Origin of the sequence: Pseudonocardia xinjiangensis (genome assembly GCF_012911925.1) — a bacterium.
GTDB classification, from domain to species: domain Bacteria; phylum Actinomycetota; class Actinomycetes; order Mycobacteriales; family Pseudonocardiaceae; genus Pseudonocardia; species Pseudonocardia xinjiangensis.
Genome location: NZ_JAAXKY010000001.1, coordinates 1 through 17,779 on the forward strand (window position 1 = coordinate 1; position 17,779 = coordinate 17,779).

Sequence of the window (17,779 nt, forward strand, 5' to 3'; positions counted from 1 at the left end):
ACCCCCGGCAGCCCCGTGGTGAGGCCGCGGGCGAAGCCGGACCGGTCCGTGTTGAACCCGACCGCCCGCCCGTCGGTGAACACGACGGTGTTCACCGCGCCGATCGCGGCGGCGTCCGGGGAGATGTCGTCGAGGTGGGCCAGTACGTGCTGCTTGCAGGGGTGGGTGACGTTCACGCCGCGGAAGCCCTCGGCACGTGCGCGGGCGAGGACCTCACCCACGCGCTCGGGAGGGACGCCGAACACGTCGAGGTCCATCCGCACGTAGCGGTAGCGCAGGCCGAGCTGCCGCGCCTCGCACTCGTGCAGGGCAGGGCTCAGGGAGGGCCCGATTCCCGCTCCGACCAGTCCCACCGTGTACTCCACAGCGACCCTTCTCTGAACGTACTGGTTCGTTAGTTGTACCTGCCGGGCGCGTCCCGGGGAAGGGGCAACTGCGCCTAGAGTCAGGGCTCTGTCAACGGTCGGCCAGGAGGGCTCTCGGTGGTGGCATCGTCCGTCCCGTCGCAGGAGCGCACGCGAGACGCCGACCGGACCCGCGCGGAGATCCTCGACGTCGCCACCCGCGAGTTCGCCGACCACGGCTACACCGGCGCCCGCGTCGACGAGATCGCCGCCAAGACCAGCACGACGAAGCGGATGCTCTACTACTACTTCGGCAGCAAGGAAGGGCTCTACCTCGCGGTGCTCGAGCGGGCCTACGCCGGCATCCGCGCGCTCGAGCAGGAGGTCGACGTCGAGCACCTGCCCCCGGAGGCCGCACTGCGCCAGCTCACGGAGCTGACCTTCGACCACCACGAGTCCCACCCGGACTTCATCCGCCTCGTCAGCATCGAGAACATCCACCGGGCCGAGCACCTCAGGAAGTCGCCGGCCCTCGACGGGTTGGCCGGCCCCGCGCTCGACGTCCTGACCAGCATTCTCGAGCGGGGCCGCACCGCCGGGGTGTTCCGCGACGACGTCGACGCGCTGGACGTGCACATGCTGATCAGCTCGTTCTGCGTCTTCCGGACGGCCAACCGGCACACGTGGAGCGCGATCTTCCGGCGGGACATGCTCGACCCCGCTCGCCGGGAGCACTACCGGAAGCTGCTGGCCGACGTGGTGCTGGACCACCTCACCGCGCGCTGACGCCCGCCTCCTCCCGCCGCAGCCCTTGACAGGTACGGGACGCTAACTCACCATCCGGTACATCACTGAACGGTACATAACCGTTCGGTCCATAGCGGTCCCCCGCCCCTGTCCTGCAGCGACGCATCCCTCAGGGAGCCCAACGTGACGTCTGACCCCGCACCGGCCACGGGCAAGCCCCGGAAGGCGGCCCTGGCTGCCTGGATCGGCAGCGCGCTCGAGTACTACGACTTCTTCATCTACGGCACGGCTGCGGCACTGGTCTTCGGGAAGATCTTCTTCCCGTCGTCGGCACCTGCCACCGGCACGCTGCTGGCGCTGGCCACGTTCGGGGTCGGGTACGTCGCCCGGCCCGTCGGTGCGGTCGTGCTGGGCCACGTCGGTGACCGTTTCGGGCGCAAGCGGGTGCTGGTGTTCACGATCCTGCTGATGGGCGTCTCGACGTTCCTCGTCGGATGCCTGCCCGACCACGGGCAGATCGGCACCCTCGCCCCGGTGCTGCTGGTCGTCCTGCGGCTGTTGCAGGGGATCTCGGCAGGCGGCGAGCAGGCCGGGGCCAACTCGATGAGCCTCGAACACGCACCGGAGCACCGGCGCGCGTTCTTCACCAGCTTCACCCTCAGCGGGACGCAGGCCGGTTCGATCCTCGCCACCGCGGTGTTCCTGCCCGTCGCCGCCATGCCGGAGGACATGCTCCTGTCCTGGGGCTGGCGGGTGCCGTTCTGGCTCTCCGCGATCGTCGTCATCGTCGCGTACATCATCCGGCGCACGCTGGAGGAGACCCCGGTCTTCAACGCCGAGGTCGAGCAGAACGCGCGCGCCGAACTTCCGCTCGCGGTGCTGCTGCGTGACCACTGGGCCGACGTCGTGCGCGTCGTCGTGGCGGCCACCGTTGCCGCCGTGAGCACGATCTTCGGTGTCTTCGCCCTGTCGTTCGCCGTCGACACCGCCGGGCTGGACCGCTCCGCGATGCTGTGGGTGGCGATCCTCGCCAACGTCGTGGCACTGGCCGCGATCCCGCTGCTCGCCTCGCTCGCCGACCGGGTCGGCCGCAAACCCGTCTTCATCGCAGGCGCCCTGGGCAGCGCCGTGCTCACCGCCATCTACCTCTGGTCGATCACCACCGGCTCCTACCTGCTGGTGTTCCTCGCCGGGGTGCTGCTGTCCGGAATCGTCTACAGCGCGGCCAACGGGGTCTGGCCGGCCTTCTACGGGGAGATGTTCCCCGCGCACGTCCGCCTGTCGGGCACGGCCATCGGCACCCAGATCGGCTTCGCGATCGGCGGCTTCGCGCCCACCGTGGCCGCGGGCCTCGCCGGAGGGAGCACGGCTGGCTGGGTTCCGGTCGCGGTGTTCACCGCGGCCCTCTGCGTCCTGTCCGCCCTCGCCGCCGCGACAGCGCGGGAGACCTACCGGACCCCTATGGGCGAGCTCGGCCGGAAGCGGGCAGCGGCGGACGAGCCGGGGGTCCGGGCAGCCTGAGGCGGGCCGGGCGGTTGCCCCCGGCCCGGCGCGTCTCAGGCAGCGGGCACGTCGGCCCGATCATCCACGCCGACCGAGCCGGGTGGGACCGCGCGGACTCAGCGCGGACTCAGCACAGGCCGGCGCGGCGGCGCACCCAGGTCTCCGGCTCGCCGCACTCCTGGGCGATCCGGTGCCAGGACAGGCCCGCGGCGCGGCGGGATCAGCAACCTGCGGCTGAGCGAACCCACGACCTCCTGGATGCGGGGTGCCTCGAATGCCAGAGTCATCATCCGGTAGGTCGGCGGGGACCTCCTCCGAAGGTCGCAAGCGCAGCGGGTACCTGTGCACGATGTGAGAGCGAAGTCGGACCGACAGGCTGGACGGGTGACCACACATGCCCCGGTCCGGCGCTCGTCCCGCGGCACCCGGACCACGGCGCTCGCGGCCGCCGGTGCCGTCGCCGCGCTGCTGGCCGGCTGCGGTGCCGCGGCGCCCGCGACGACGCCCGCTCCCCCGATCCCGGCCTCCGGCACCGCGACGCTGACCGCGCCGGACGTCGACGCCTGGCTGGACGGGCTGGTGCCGGCCGCGCTCGACCGGTCCGGCATCGCCGGTGCCGCGGTGACCGTCGTCCACAACGGGCAGGTACTCAGCGCCCGCGGGTTCGGCTACGCCGACTCCGGTTCCGAGGGCACCCCGCCGCGTCCGGTCGATCCCGACCGGACGCTCTTCCGGGTCGGGTCGGTCTCGAAGGTCTTCGTGGCGACCGCGGTGATGCAGCTGGTCGAGCAGGGGAAGATCGACCTCGACGCCGACGTCGGCCGGTACCTCGACTTCCCGCTGCCCCGCACGTTCGACCGCGCCGTCACGATGCGCCACCTGCTCTCGCACACGGCGGGCTTCGAGGAGCGGCTCGGGAACATCATCACGCTCGGCGAGACCACGGTGAACCTGCGGGACACCGTTGCCGTCGAGCCTCCGGACCAGGTGTTCGAGCCCGGAACCGTGCCTGCGTACTCCAACTACGGCTACGCGCTCGCCGGCTACATCGTCGAGCGCGTGAGCGGCACGCCGTTCGACGACCACGTCGAGCGCACCGTGCTCGGCCGGGCCGGCATGACCTCGTCGAGCTTCGCGCAGCCGTTGCCGCCGGAACTGCGCAGCCGCCTCTCCCACGGCTACGCCACCGACTCCGGCCCCGCCGCTCCGTTCGAGTCCGTCGGGCCCGCTCCCGCCGGCGCGCTGACGGCGTCCGTCACCGACATGGGCCGGTTCATGCTGGCGCACCTCGGCGAGGCCGGTCCGGAGCAGACGCTGCTGCGCCCCGGCACGGCGGCGCTGATGAGGCAGCCCGCGCTCGACTCGACCTCCCTCGGCACCCTGGCCGACGGCCCCCGGATGGCGCTGGGTCTCTTCGACGAGAGCCGCAACGGTCACCGCATCGTCGGCCACGGCGGCGACACCCAGTACTTCCACTCCCACCTGCAGATCTATCCGGACGACCGGACCGGGGTCTTCGTCACGCTCAACAGCACCGGCCGCGGTGCGACCGACACCCTCGACCTGCGGCAGTCCCTGCTCGACGGGTTCGCCGAACGGTACTTCCCCGCAGCGGCGGCGGCCGCCGCACCCAGGACGGCGACGGCCACGAGCCACGCCGCGATGGCCGCCGGCACCTACGAGAACGCACGGGCACCGTTCAGCACCTTCCTCTCCGCGCTGACCGTCACCGGTCAGACCCGGGTGACGGCGCGTGGGGACGGGACCGTGCTCATCGAGCCGGGGCCGCTGAGCCTGTACCCGGCGCTCTACGAGGAGATCCGGCCCTGGGTCTGGCAGGAGGTCGGCGGCCGGCGGATCGTGACGATGCGCGCGGCAGGCGACCGGGTCGAGGCGATCAACGTCGCCGCGGCGTTCACGCTCCTGCCCACCGGGGCGGCCCGCGACGCGGGGATCGCCGTGCCGGTGCTCCTGGCGTCGGCCGCAGTGCTGCTCATCAGCCTGCTGACCTGGCCGATCGGCGCGATCGTCCGCCGTCGCCACTCCCTGCCCGCACCCGCGTCCCTCGGCCGGGTGGGCCGCACGGCGCGCATCCTGACCCGGGTCGCCGCGGCCGCAGGCGTGCTCGCCCTCGCCGGGTGGGCGGTCGTCATCGTCACCATCTCGGGCCTGCAGGACCTGCCGGCGCCCCTCATCCACGCGCTGCAGGCCGCCCAGTGGGTGGCACTGGCCGGCGTGGTCCCGGCCGCGGTCGGCCTGGTCGTCGCCGTCCGGCGGCGCGCAGGCCGGGCGACCGTCCTCGGCAGCGTGTTCCTGTTGCCTGCCCTGGTCGGGATCTCGTGGTTCGCGCTGGTCTTCGGCCTGCTCTCACCGTCGGTGTCGTACTGACGGCCCGGTCTGGCATCGTCCACACTCTCCGATTCACGAAGATCCGGTGATCGCATGACCTCGCACGGCGGCGGCCCCCGCCCGGATGTCCCTGCTCTCGTCGAGTCCGACATGGCGAACGGCTGGCCGGACAGGTTCTCGGCATGGGTCGACGACCGGCTCACGAGGGTGGGGCTGACCAGCAGCTTCCAGCGGGACTGCGCGCTGGCGGTGGCGGTGGTCCTGGCCTCGGCCGTCCTGTTGCTGGTGCTGTTCGCCGACTCCGGGGAGATGGAGAGCCTGGGCTTCGGGCCGTTCCACATGGCCGCGGTGTTCGTCGTCATGACCGCGCAGGCGCTCCTGTTGTGCATCCGGCGCGTGAACCCCGTGCTCTGCCTCGCCGTGGTGGCGGTGCTGCAGGTGGCGCTGATCGCCGTGCTCCCGGTCGAAGGCGCCGTCCGCGGCTTCGCACCGTTCGTCGCCGCGTACACCTGTGGTGTCCTGCTGCCGGTTCGCCGGGCGGTCCGGGTCGTCACCGGCGTCGCGGTGTTCGAGACCGCCGGGTTCGTGGTGACGCACTTCGTCCCCGGCCTGACCATGGCAGCCCAGCTCGGCGGGCAGGCACCGGACGCGTCGTGGACGTCGGCGGTGTGGCTGGCGATCGGCCAGCTGGTCTCGAGCGTGCTCACCTACGCCGCGGCGGCGGTCGTCGGGGCGTACGCCGCCACGCGCCGGCAGTACGTCGAGCTGCTGCGGGTCCGGGCCGCGGAGGCGATCGAGTCGCAGCGGGCGAGAGCGGACGCCGCCATCGGGCTGGAGCGGTCCCGGATGGCCCGGGAGCTGCACGACATCGCCGCTCACCACCTCTCCGGCATGGTCGTCCAGACGGCGGTGGTCGAACGGCTCATCGACCGCGACCCGCAGGCGGCGAAGGACGCGGCAGCGTGGATCCGGGCGCAGGGCAAGGAGACACTGCACAACCTGCGCCTCGTCGTCGGCACCCTCCGCGAACCCGGGCAGGGCGACGCCCGTGGTGACGCCGGTGTCCTGGAGGACGGCGGAGCCCCGGTGCCCGGCCTCGCGGTCCTCGATCGCCTGCTGGGGACGGCGCGTGAGCTCGGGACGCCGGTCGAGTTCGTGCAGGAGGGCGACCGGCGGGAGCTGCCGCCGATCGCCGACGTGACGTTCTACCGGGTCGCGCAGGAGGCACTGGCGAACGCCAGGGACCATGCGCCGGGTGCACCGGCGCGGGTCCTGCTCCGCTTCCTCGGGTCGGAGGTCTCGCTGGACGTCGTCACCGATGCCGGCCCGCCGCGCGACACCGCGACCCCGCCGCGCGGCCATCGAGGGTTCGGCCTGGTCGGGATGAAGGAGAGGGCACAGGTGATCGGCGCGACCTTCGACGCCGGGCCCACCCCGTTCGGCGGGTGGCGGGTGTCGCTGGCACTTCCGGTCGACCGGGAGACCCCGGAAGCAGCGGCACTGCGCGCCTGGGGCACCAGCACCGGCGGTACGTCATGATCAGGGTGGTTCTCGCTGACGACCAGTTCGTGGTCCGGGCGGGGTTCCGGGTCATCCTCGAGCTCGCCGGTGACATCGAGGTCGTGGGCGAGGCGTCCGACGGCCCGACCGCAGTGGCACTCGCCCGCCGCGTGAACCCCGACGTCGTCTGCATGGAAGTGCGCATGCCCGGCGGCAACGGGCTGGCGGCCACCCGCGAGATCGTCACCCGGGGAGTCGTCACCGGCGCGCCGCCGGAGTCGTCGCCTGCCGTGCTCGTCGTGACCACCTTCGACCTCGACGAGTACGTCTTCGGTGCGCTCGAAGCCGGTGCGAGCGGGTTCATCCTCAAGGACACCGAGCCCGACGACCTCGTCGACGCCGTCCGGCGGCTCGCGAACGGGTACGGGCTGGTCGACCAGGCCGTGACGCGGAGGGTGATCGCCGAGTTCGCCCGGCGGCGGCCCGCGCACCCCACCGGCACCGGCGCCGCGCAGCAGCTCACCGCCCGGGAGACCGACATCGTGCGGCTGCTCGCCCAGGGGCTGTCGAACGCCGAGATCGCGAAGGAGCTCGTCATCGAGACGAGCACCGTCAAGTCCCACCTCGGGCGGGCCATGACCAAGATCGGAGTCCGGGACCGGCTGCAGACGGTGGTGTGGGCCTACCGGAACGGCATGCACACAGCTCCTCAGAGCACGGGCATCGACGGGCTCCGGCCGAAGTAGAGTCCCCCGGCCCATTCCCGCATCAGCTCCTGACCCACGATGTGCTGGCCCAGCGTGGTCAGGTCACGCAGCTGTCGCTCGAGCGGGCACGTCTTCCTGATGGCGGCGGTGCCCACGGTGTCCACGAGGATCCGAACCGCGTCACGACACGTCGACACCGTGTGGACGTAGCAGCCGGCCAGGTCGGCTCGCTGTTGGAACGTCGGCTCGTCGCCGGCCTCCACGGTGGTCCACAAGGAGCCGATGGTGTCGTGCGCGTAGCTGCGGGCCGAGCCGACGAGCGCCCGGGCGCGGGCGATTCCGGATCGCATGCGAGGTTCGTCGCTGGCCGGAGTCATCTGGGGCATCAGCACTTTTCCGGCGATGATGTCGGCGGCCGTCTCGCAGGCGTCCAGGGCCACCCCCACGGGCACTCCCACAACATTGGCCACGAACATTCCGCGCCAGGCGTAGAGCGTTCCGGAGCGATGAGTCTCGCCGGGAAACCAGGTGTTCTCAGCGGGGACGAATGCGTCGGTGATCGTGTAATCGTGACTGCCGCTGCCGGCCAGTCCTGTCGTGTTCCAGGTGTCGAGCACCTGCCACCGGGCCGCGGGGAGCATTGCTATCCGGAACTCCGGCGTACCGTCGGCCGTGATTCGAGGTACCCCGTTCTCGGTCACCCGGGCACCGCCGGTGATGACGTCGGCATGGGTCGACCCGCTGCCGAACGACCATCGACCCGACAGCCGGTAGCCGCCCTCGCAGACCTCGAGGGTCCCGGCCGGGGAGATCCAGCCGGCGGTCACCGCGTCGAGGTCCGGGTAGAGCGACCGGGCGGTGGCATCGTCGACGTAGCCGCTGTAGTAGCCGCTGTCCGATCCGATCATCGCGCACCAGCCGGCCGAGGCATCGGCTCGCGACAGGGTCTCGATGATCTCGATCTGCTCGAAGATGTCGAGTTCGGGTCCGCCCCAGATCTTGGGCATCGCCATTCGGAAGACACCCGTCGATCGCAGTGCGTCGATGACCGGTTTGGTCAGGCGGCGGGCGGATTCCACCTCATCGGCGTGCTCCCGCAACAACGGCCCGATCTCGGCCGCTCTGGAAAGAATGGTCGAATTGCCCGGCGCCGACTCTGCCGCTGTTTGCATCTGCAAGGTCCCCATAGCAGAGCACCGTAATCCCGGACGTTCCGAAACGGTAGGCATCCCGACGATAATTCGGCTACCTTTACCGGGATTTGGAGCGATGCAGATTTATGAATCGCTTCCGAGAGGGAGGACACCCACGACGAGCTGCAGCCCAGCTCCTCCACGAGCGAGGAGCTGGGCTGCCGGTAGGCACTACCGGGCGGGAGTGGCCTACTTCTTCTTCGTCAGGCCGATGCCCTTCGGGTTGAGGTGCCCGATGTTGCCGCTCTCGGTGCCGGCGGAGGGGTCGATCACGCAGTCGATGAGCGCCGGGCCACCCGAGGCCAGTGCCTCGGTGAGGGCCGCGGTGACCTCGGCGGGCGTGGTGGCGCGGTAGCCCTTGCCGCCGAACGCCTCGATCATCTTGTCGTGGCGCGCCTCGATCATCAGGGCCGTCGGCGCCGGGGCGTCCCCGAGCGGGTTGACGTCGTCACCACGGTAGACACCACCGTTGTTCATGATGACCGTGACGACGGGCAGGTTGTAGCGGCAGATCGTCTCCAGCTCCATCCCGCTGAACCCGAACGCGCTGTCGCCCTCGACGGCCACGACCGGGTCGCCGGTCTCCACGGCGGCGGCGATCGCGTAGCCCATGCCGATGCCCATGACGCCCCAGGTGCCGCTGTCGAGGCGGTGGCGCGGCACATGCATGTCGATCACGTTGCGGGCGAGGTCCAGCGCGTTGGCGCCCTCGTTGACGATGTAGGTCTCGGGGCGCTCGTGAACGACGTCCCGGATCGCCTTCAGGGCACCCATGAACTGCATCGGGTGCTTGTCGGCCTTGAGGCGCTCCGCCATCTTGGCGACGTTCTGGGCCGAGCGCGCCGCCAGCTCCTCACGCCATGCGGTGGGGGCCGCGATCTGGCCCGGCTTGGTCCGCTCGGCGAGCGCCTCGAACACGGACTCGATGTCCCCGACGAGCGGGGCGGCGATGGGCTGGTTGCTGTCCATCTCCGTGGGCTCGATGTCCACCTGGACGAACTTCGCGTCGGGGTTCCACTGCGGGGCCTGGCCGTGGTTGAGCAGCCAGTTCAGCCGGGCACCGACGAGCATCACGACGTCGGCCTTCTTCAGCGCCAGCGACCGGGCGGTGGCCGCCGACTGCGGGTGGTCGTCGGGCAGCAGGCCCTTCGCCATCGACATCGGCACGTACGGGATGCCGGTGGACTCGATGAACTCGCGGATCTGGTCGTCCGCCTGCGCGTACGCGGCGCCCTTGCCCAGCACCACCAGCGGCCGCTCGGCGGTCGCCAGCACCTCGATCGCGCGGTCCACGGCCTCGGGCGCGGGCAGCTGGCGCGGCGCGGGGTCGACGAGACGGCTCAGCGTCTTGGCCCCGGCCTCCGCGTCCATGATGGAGCCGAGCACCGCGGCCGGGATGTCGAGGTACACCCCGCCCGGACGGCCGGAGATCGCGGTGCGCAGCGCGCGGGCGATGCCACGGCCGATGTCCTCGACGCGGCTCACCCGGTACGCGGCCTTGCAGAACTGCTGCGCCGCGGCGAGCTGGTCCATCTCCTCGTAGTCACCCTGCTTGAGGTCGACGACGTGCCGCTCGCTCGAGCCGGAGATCTGCACCATCGGGAAGCAGTTCGTGGTGGCGTTGGCGAGCGCGACGAGCCCGTTGAGGAAGCCCGGCGCGGATACCGTCAGGCATACGCCCGGCTTCTTGGTGAGGTAGCCGGCGATCGCCGCGGCGTGCCCCGCGTTGCTCTCGTGCCGGAAGCCGATGTAGCGGATGCCCTCCGCCTGCGCGAGCCGGGCCAGGTCGGTGATCGGGATGCCGACGACCCCGTAGATGGTCTCGACGTCGTTGAGCTTGAGCGCGTCGACGACCAGGTGGTACCCGTCGGTCTGCTCGGCCGGAACGTCGGGGGTCGGCGCAGTCTCCTGCGCTGAAGGGGCGGTCATGGTCCGAGGTCCTCCTGGGGCGGCTGTGCCTGTTCGGATGCTCCTGATCACTTTCCGCAGCGTTCGTCCTCGCGTCCAAGACCTAAAGACGACCAGCCGATAAACAACATCTATCAAATGGTGATCGTTGCATGTCCCACGGGTCGTGAGGCAGGTTGATAGATGCTCGCTATCGGCTGGTCGCCGGTGCGTATTGGACGCACGCTCCGCGCCCGCGCAGGCTCGCCGGGGCATGCTTGATCAGAACTGGCGCGAGGAGGTGGTGATCATCGCGGTTCCGACGGCGGCGTCGGTGAGCGACGCCAACCGGTACCGGCCCCCGGCGCTCACAGGCCTCGCCGACCTCCTCGACCGGCAGGTGCGCGACCACCCCCACGCCCGGGCGCTCGTCGTCACCGAGGCCAGGGCACACCTGTCCTACCACGCCCTTGCGGCACTGGTCGAGGACGTGACCGGCCGGCTCGGCGGCACGGGGCTGCGCCGCGGCGACGCCATCGGCCTCGTCTGCGCCAACACCGCCGAGTTCGTCGTCGCGCTCCTGGGCGCGACACGGGCGGGGCTGGTGGTCGCCCCGATCGACCCCACGCTCCCCGCCTCGCAGATGTCCGCCCGCATCGGGGCGGTGGGGGCGCGGGCGATCCTCCTGGGGCCCCCGGCGGCAGGCGACGCACCGGTCGCACAGGCCGACGTCCCGTCCTGGAACCTGCGGGTGGACATCTCCCCGGCCGGGACCGCGACGGTCGAGCTCGAGACCGGTGGGCCCGTGGTGCCACCCGTCCGTGGGGCTCGTCACGACCTCTCGGCCGACGACGCGCTCGTGCTGTTCACCGCGGGCACCACCGACCAGGCCAAGATGGTCCCGCTCACCCACGCCAACGTGGCGGCCTCCGTCCGGGACATCTGCGCCACCTACGAGCTCGGCCCCGACGACGCGACGGTCGCGGTGATGCCGTTCTTCCACAGCCACGGCTTGTTCGCGGCGCTCCTGGCCTCCCTGGCGAGCGGCGGGTGCGTGCTGCTGCCCGGGCAGGGGCGGTTCTCGGCCGACACGTTCTGGGACGACATGCGGGCCGCGGCCGCCACCTGGTTCACCGCGGTCCCGGCCGTCCACGAGACCCTCCTGGACCGGTCGGCGGTGGAGTACCCGGGCCCGCAGGTCGTGCCCGTGAAGTTCGTGCGCAGCTGCGGCGCCCCTCTCAACACGGCCACGCAGCGGGCGCTGGAGCGCACGCTCGGCGCCCCGCTGCTGTCCGTGTACGGGATGACCGAGTCCGCGCACCAGGTGACCAGCGAGCCGCTGCCGCAGCAGGGACCGCTGAAGCACGGGTCGGTCGGCCGGTCGACCGGCGTGGATCTCCGTGTCGTGGACGACCACGGGCACCCGTGCCCACCGGGCACCCAGGGCGAGGTGTGGGTGCACGGTCCCACCGTCACCCGCGGCTACCTCGCCGACCCGGGCGGCACGGCGCAGAGCTTCCCCGACGGGTGGTTCCACACCGCCGATCTGGGCTTCCTGGACGAGGACGGCTACCTGTTCCTCACCGGGCGCATCGCGAGCCTCATCAACCGCGGCGGCGAGAAGATCTCGCCGGAGTACGTCGAGGACATCCTCGCCGGGTGCCCCGGTGTCGCCGAGGCGGCGGTGTTCGCCATCCCCGACGCCGTCCACGGGCACCGGGTCGGCGCCGCCGTGGTGGTCGAGCGCGAGGGCGAGGGCGTCGGGCCCGAGCAGATCCTGCAGTACTGCCGCCAGCGGCTGTCCGCCTTCGAGGTACCCGACCGGCTCGAGGTCGTCGCCGCCCTGCCGCACACCGCCGAGGGCGGGCTGGACCGGCGGGCGGTGGACGCCCTGTACGCGCACTGACCCGGCCGGCCGGCCGGCCCGGTCTCACCTGACGCGGTGCTCGGTCGGCAGCGGCTGGTCGAACAGCTCGGCCAGCGACAAGCCCGTTGCCGCCTTCACGAACGCCCGGGCCGCCACCGACCCGGGGGTGGCCGAGTGGATCCCCACGGAGACCTGCGCCCTGACGACCGGGTCGACCAGGCGGACGGCCCTCGTCCTGCCGATCACCGGCATGGCCCGCAACCACGTGTGCGGCACGATGCTCGCCCATTCCCCCGCGCCCACGTGCGCATACAGCGACGCCACCGAGTCGGTCTCCACCTGCGGGGTGACCGCGACCCCGATGTCGGCGAAGGCGCTGTCAATGACCTGGCGGTTCCTCATGTCGGGCGTCAGCAACGCGAGCGGCAGCTGCGCCGCGTCCGCCCACGTCATGGTGTCGGTCTGGGACACCAGCTGGTCGGCCGACACCAGCACCACGTACCGCTCCTCGTAGAGCGGCACCACCTGCAGGCTCTCCCGGTCGTCCGGCGCGAAGTGGGCGATCGCGGCGTCGAGCTCGTACTCGCGCAGCTGGCGGTGCAGGTCCGCCGTGGACAGTCGCGAGCTGACCTGCACCTTCGCCAGCGGGTGCGCCGAGCAGAACGCGGCCACGGGGATCGCCAGGGTGGTGGATGCCGTGGGTTCCGTTCCCAGCCGCAGCGTCCCGGTGATGCCGGACTGGACGGCGGCCACCTCGGCCTTGAACGCGTCCTGCTCGGCGAGGATCCGCTTCGCCCACACGACGAGGCGTTCGCCCTCCGGGGTGAGGCCCTCGTAGTTGTGCCCGCGGTTGATCAGCGTGACGTTGAGCTCCCGCTCCAGCTTGGCGATCGCCGCCGAGAGCGCGGGCTGCGAGACGTAACAGGCTTCCGCCGCCCGCGCGAAGTGCCTCTCCCTGGCTACTGCCACGAAGTACTCCAGCTGGCGGAACAGCACGAGCGACTCCTCTCTGCCTGGGCACCGCGTCGGACCCGGCCGCTCGGTTCGGTCGCTCCGGCGACTCCTCCCATCATCCTGTGGGTGCCGGCCGACGGTGTCACCGCCTCCGCCCGGCGCTCCGTTCCGGTGGAGAGACCGCCGGGCGGCCGGCCGGACCGGTCCGCTGCCGGGCCCACGGCGTCCGGTAGCGGAGGAGGAACCCGCTGGGGTGGAGGCCGTCCTCGGCGGTCTGACGGCACGAGCCGCACGGCGCCGTCACGGGTAGGCCGAGCCCCTCCGGGCCCCTATCCGGAGATCGCCCCTGCCTCCAGCGCGGTGGGATGGTGGGCGAGCACGGCGTGGTGGTCGCGGTCGCCGGTGTCGCGCGGGCTCACGTGGACCGTGGCCGCCACCAGGCGGGGCACCCCGTGCAGGAGACTGTGCTCGGCGGTGGTGGCTATGTCGTGGGCCTCCACGATGCCCAGGCGCGGGTCGACCACGATGCCGGTCTCGGCGCGGACGCGGTGCCCGATCCAGCGCAGCCGGAGCTCCTGGACGTCCACGACGCCGGGCACGGCCCGCAGGGTGGCCTCGGCGGTGTCCACGAGCTCGGGGTCGACGGCATCCATGAGGCGGCGGTAGATCTGCACCGCCGCCCCCTTGAGCACCACCAGGATCGCGGCCGTGATCAGCAGCCCGACGATCGGGTCGGCCAGCGGGAACCCGGCCAGCACCCCGAGCGCACCGGCGACCACGGCGAGGGAGGTGAATCCGTCGGTGCGGGCATGCAGGCCGTCGGCCACCAGGGCCGCCGACCCGATCCGGCGCCCGACGCGGATCCGGTAGACCGCCACCAGCTCGTTGCCGGCGAACCCGACGAGCCCGGCGGCGATCAGCACGCCGATGTGCGTGACCGGCTGGGGGTCCAGCAGCCTGCGGACCGCCTCGTACCCGGCCACCACCGCGGACAGCGCGATCATCGCCACGATGAACACCCCGGCCAGGTCCTCGGCGCGCCCGAAGCCGTAGGTGTAGCGCCGGGACGCCGCCCGCCTGCCGAGCACGAACGCGATCCACAGCGGCACCGCGGTGAGCGCGTCGGAGAAGTTGTGGACGGTGTCGGCGAGCAACGCCACGGACCCGGTCAGCACCACCACCGCCGCCTGCGCCGCGGCGGTGATCCCCAGGGCGACCAGGCTGATCTTCACCGCGCGGATGCCTGCCTCGTCCGCCTGCAGCGCCGCATCCACGGAGTCCGCCGCGTCGTGGCTGTGGGGCCGGAACACGGACCGGGCCCACCCTCGCAGGCCATTCGCGTGCCCGTGCCCGACGGCTCCCGAGTGGTGGTTGTCGCTCACGGTTGTGACGATCCCGGACTTCCCGCCATTATGCAACCATGCGCGCGCACGATGAACTGGCAGATGCCAACCGCCTGCAGCCGCCCGTGGTGGGCGATCAGCTCGTGCTGGCCGCGGAGGTGCTGGGACATCTGGCCGACCCCACCCGCCTGCACCTGCTGCGGTTGCTCGCCGGCGGCGAGCAGGACGTCACCGGCCTCACCGCCCAGGTCCCGGCGTCCCGCTCGTCGGTCTCCCAGCATCTGGGGCGGCTACGCCTGGCCGGCCTGGTCCAGGCCCGCCGCGAGGGACGCCGGATGGTCTACCGCCTCACCAGTGACCATCTGCACGCGCTCGTCGAGGAGGCCTACCAGTTCGCCGGGCATCTCGTGCACCAGATCCCGCACCACAGCGCGGAAGGGTGATTCCTAGTCCCCGACGGGTCCGACCTCCATCGCGGGATTGCCCGCCCACCGGGTGCGTGGTGGCACTTCCTCGCCCTTCATGAGGAAGGAGTCGGGCTCGAGCACCGAACCGTCACCGACAGTCGTGCCGTAGTGGACGAAGGCGCCGACCCCGAGCGTGACCCCGGAACCGATCGTGACGCGGTCGGACTTGAAGGCGCCGTCCTCCTGGGAGTGGCATTGGATGACCGAACCGGCATTGAGGATGACGTCGTCACCGATTGTCACCATCGTCTTCTCCACGATCTCGCACCCGTCATCGAACAGCCGCTTCCCGACCCGCATGCCCAGCAGCCGCCAGATCACACTCTTGAACGGGGTGCCGTTGAAGATCGGGAAATTCGCCGTCACGGAGAGTTTCCAGAACCGCTCGTGCCGCCAGAAGTCGACGTCATAGATCGAGCAGCCCGCCGGCCGCAAGGTCTGCAATGACGTGACCGCCCGGGCAATCAGCACGAAGTAGGCGACGGTGAATACAACGATGAGCGTCGTGGCTGCGGCGATCGCGGTCGCACCGAAACTCTTGTAGAGGTCCACCCCGGCCATGGCGATGAGCGTGACACCGAGAAAGAAGACCCAGCCCGCCAGGAGGAACAGGACCATCGTGACGATGTTGTGCCGGTTCTTCGCGGCGAGGCGGCGGTGCAACTCGTCGCGGCTCTCGAGGTCGAATCCGACATCCCGCCGGACCGATCTCGGAATCTCGAAGCTCGGCGAACCCAGAAGTCCGACACCCTCTCTGATCCGACCGTCCAGCGGAACCATGACCTTCGTCGCGAGAAGACAGTTGTCACCCGTCCGGCCCTGCGCCGGGTAAGCAATCCTGTTGCCGAGAAAGTTGTGCGCCCCGATCGACGCACGGGACACCCGAAAAGATGTGCTCGAGAACTCCGCATTCATGATCGACAGCCCGTCGGCAACCATTGTCCCGCTACCGACCGAGCTCAGGTACGGGGACTCGTGCTTCACCTCCAGACCGAAGTTCGACCCGGTCTGCTCGACCTGTGAAAGGTCGTGCCCGAGGCGGCCCAGATAGTTGACGATATAGGAGCTGTCGCCGAAGAGGATGGTGAAGAACCGCAGGTTCGTCATGCGCGAGATCGCGTGATGGACCCAGTAGTGAATGCCGTACAGACGGTAGACCTGGTCCGGCTCGATCAGGCGGTTCAGGACGCGGGGCACGGTGACCATGACGAGGAGAGCTACGAGTGACGAGCCGAAGAAGAGCACGACAGAGGCGATCAGCGCGTCGAGGTAGAAGATCGGGTTCGCCATGCCCAACGACCGCGGATCCAGGAGTGCGGCCAGCTTCGGAAACTCCAGGAGCAGCATGGAGACGCCACCGAGGAGCAGCGGCAGACCGACGACCAGCACTCCCAGCAGTTGCAGGGCGGGGTAGACGACCCTCCTCAGGGTGCCGCAGCCGGCGGGCTCGACGGACTCGTAGTCCACGTCCGTCCGCCGCGCGGGCGTGCCGTGCCAGTGCTCGCCGCCGGGCACGGCCTGACCGGAGTGCAGCGACGAAGAATGACCCAACTGGGATTCGTCACCCATCGAGGTGTCGATGTCGACAACCGTCGCCTCGCCGACGAAAACGTTCTGACCGAGAGTCACCGTACCGGTCTGGATCAGTCCGGCCTGGGCGCGATAGCAGTTGAAGAACGAGTCCTTCCGGATCACCGTGCCGTCCCCGATGGTGAGCAGGTCGGTGCATACCGGCACGTTTCGGGAGAAGATGGCCACCCCTCGTCCGACACGTGCGCCGAGCGCCCTCAGGTAGAGCACGTGAAGCGGCGAACTCGAGCTCGTGCGCGACCGGCCACCCGCGACCAGCAGCAGCGGATTCGACCGCACCAGCGACTTGACGAGCCAGAAGCGCACGTACCCCGGACTCCAGATGCGGATCTGCCGGGGCCGCCACCGACCGATGAGCACCCACTTCGCCAGAATCGGAAGTAGGCACAGAGCCACGAAGCCGACGACTCCGAACAGCACGGACCGCAGATAGATGTCGACGAGGCCGGAACCTGCGGAGATCCACTCGAAGCCGCGCTCGAGGATGAGTCCGGAGAGATAGGCAAATCCGAGGAAGACCAGGAGTTGGAGCACTCCGCACAGCACGTACTGCATCCGGCCGACCGGCTGCACCTGCGGGACGGGCGCCGTTGCCACCACCTCGGCCGGAACGGGTGCCGGTTCCACGAGCGCGGTCGCGAGGCCCCGGATGGTGGGGCTCCGGTAGATGTCCTGCATCGAGACGGACGGGAGATCGGGTCGCTTCCGGACTTTCGCGCAGAACTGGGCCATCACCATCGAGTCCGCACCCAGATCATCGAAGAAGTGGCTGTCCGCCGCCACCTGCGGCACATCCACGAGGTCGGCCAGAATCTGTCCGAAGGCCTTCTCGAGGGAAGTGGACGGAGGCGCCGCGAGCGCCCCGGCAAGCGCCCTGACCGTCGGATACCGATAGACATCTGCCATCGAGACGGACGTGATGTCCGCTCGCTTCCGCACCTTTGCACAGAAGCGTGCCATCACCATCGAATCGGCACCGAGGTCGTCGAAGAAATGGTCCTCCACCGAGACCTTCGAACCGCCCACGAGGCCTGCCAGGACCTCGGCGAAAATCTCCTCGACAACGGTCGTCGGGCCAGCGCACTCCCCCTCTACGACCGCCGCGTCAACCAGATCAACCATCAATAATTCTCCAGATTTCCGCACGAGTCCGAATGCACACGAGACATGGGGCAGCACGTCCACTGGGCCATCCAGTGGAGCCTGGTCCGTGCTCTTCATTCATGTCACGCAGGACGAGGTAGCAGGGGGTGAGAGGTCGTGAGCAATCCGTGTCCGGGGCAACATTTACGGAGCCGACGAATCGTGGACTCGATCCCCGACAAGGC

12 protein-coding genes and 1 pseudogene are annotated in these 17,779 nt (G+C 70.4%); 7 read left to right on the forward strand and 6 right to left on the reverse strand.

The annotated features are described in order from the left end of the window. Positions 1–353 (reverse strand): annotated as a pseudogene (locus tag HF577_RS00005) (shikimate dehydrogenase); the annotation flags it as partial. A gap of 132 nt (positions 354–485) precedes the next feature. Here HF577_RS00005 and HF577_RS00010 point away from each other — a divergent pair. From HF577_RS00010 to HF577_RS00030, 5 genes are all read left to right on the forward strand, one after another. Continuing rightward, complete coding sequence (locus tag HF577_RS00010) at positions 486–1,130, forward strand: TetR/AcrR family transcriptional regulator (protein WP_169393604.1); 645 nt, start codon at positions 486–488, stop codon at positions 1,128–1,130. A 144-nt stretch (positions 1,131–1,274) separates the two neighbouring features. Continuing rightward, entirely contained in the window at positions 1,275–2,612 is a 1,338-nt protein-coding gene (locus HF577_RS00015) for an MFS transporter (protein WP_169393605.1), read from the forward strand. Positions 2,613–2,978: 366 nt separating this feature from the next. Next, positions 2,979–4,982 (forward strand): serine hydrolase domain-containing protein, encoded by a 2,004-nt coding sequence (locus HF577_RS00020; protein WP_169393606.1) that lies wholly within the window; start codon positions 2,979–2,981, stop codon positions 4,980–4,982. A 54-nt stretch (positions 4,983–5,036) separates the two neighbouring features. Next, positions 5,037–6,482: a sensor histidine kinase gene (locus HF577_RS00025; RefSeq protein WP_211173573.1), complete on the forward strand. Its 1,446-nt coding sequence runs from the start codon at positions 5,037–5,039 to the stop codon at positions 6,480–6,482. After that, positions 6,479–7,189 carry a response regulator gene (locus HF577_RS00030; protein ID WP_169393607.1) on the forward strand — a complete coding sequence of 237 codons (711 nt, stop codon included), beginning with the start codon at positions 6,479–6,481 and terminating at the stop codon, positions 7,187–7,189. The genes HF577_RS00025 and HF577_RS00030 overlap by 4 nt, the downstream gene beginning before the upstream one ends. On the opposite strand, the gene HF577_RS00035 is transcribed toward HF577_RS00030, so the two are convergent. Both HF577_RS00035 and oxc read right to left on the reverse strand, forming a co-directional pair. Further along, positions 7,153–8,322, reverse strand: coding sequence for an acyl-CoA dehydrogenase family protein (locus HF577_RS00035; RefSeq protein WP_169393608.1), 1,170 nt, complete (start codon positions 8,320–8,322; stop codon positions 7,153–7,155). The two genes, HF577_RS00030 and HF577_RS00035, sit on opposite strands and share 37 nt — an antisense overlap. A 210-nt stretch (positions 8,323–8,532) precedes the next feature. Then, positions 8,533–10,272 carry an oxalyl-CoA decarboxylase gene (oxc, locus tag HF577_RS00040; RefSeq protein WP_169393609.1) on the reverse strand — a complete coding sequence of 580 codons (1,740 nt, stop codon included), beginning with the start codon at positions 10,270–10,272 and terminating at the stop codon, positions 8,533–8,535. A 232-nt stretch (positions 10,273–10,504) separates the two neighbouring features. On the opposite strand from oxc, the gene HF577_RS00045 reads away from it, so the two are divergent. Continuing rightward, positions 10,505–12,136 (forward strand): FadD7 family fatty acid--CoA ligase, encoded by a 1,632-nt coding sequence (locus HF577_RS00045; protein ID WP_169393610.1) that lies wholly within the window; start codon positions 10,505–10,507, stop codon positions 12,134–12,136. A gap of 24 nt (positions 12,137–12,160) precedes the next feature. On the opposite strand, the gene HF577_RS00050 is transcribed toward HF577_RS00045, so the two are convergent. Together HF577_RS00050 and HF577_RS00055 are read right to left on the reverse strand one after the other, a co-directional pair. Beyond that, positions 12,161–13,093, reverse strand: a complete 933-nt coding sequence (locus tag HF577_RS00050) for a LysR family transcriptional regulator (RefSeq protein WP_169393611.1) — start codon at positions 13,091–13,093, stop codon at positions 12,161–12,163. 287 nt (positions 13,094–13,380) lie between these two features. Continuing rightward, entirely contained in the window at positions 13,381–14,433 is a 1,053-nt protein-coding gene (locus HF577_RS00055) for a cation diffusion facilitator family transporter (RefSeq protein WP_169393612.1), read from the reverse strand. A 38-nt stretch (positions 14,434–14,471) separates the two neighbouring features. Here HF577_RS00055 and HF577_RS00060 point away from each other — a divergent pair, with 38 nt between their 5' ends. After that, entirely contained in the window at positions 14,472–14,837 is a 366-nt protein-coding gene (locus HF577_RS00060) for an ArsR/SmtB family transcription factor (RefSeq protein WP_169393613.1), read from the forward strand. Between the two features lie 3 nt (positions 14,838–14,840). Here HF577_RS00060 and HF577_RS00065 read toward each other — a convergent pair whose 3' ends face one another. Then, positions 14,841–17,636 carry a Pls/PosA family non-ribosomal peptide synthetase gene (locus HF577_RS00065; RefSeq protein WP_312858845.1) on the reverse strand — a complete coding sequence of 932 codons (2,796 nt, stop codon included), beginning with the start codon at positions 17,634–17,636 and terminating at the stop codon, positions 14,841–14,843. Positions 17,637–17,779: the final 143 nt, after the last annotated feature.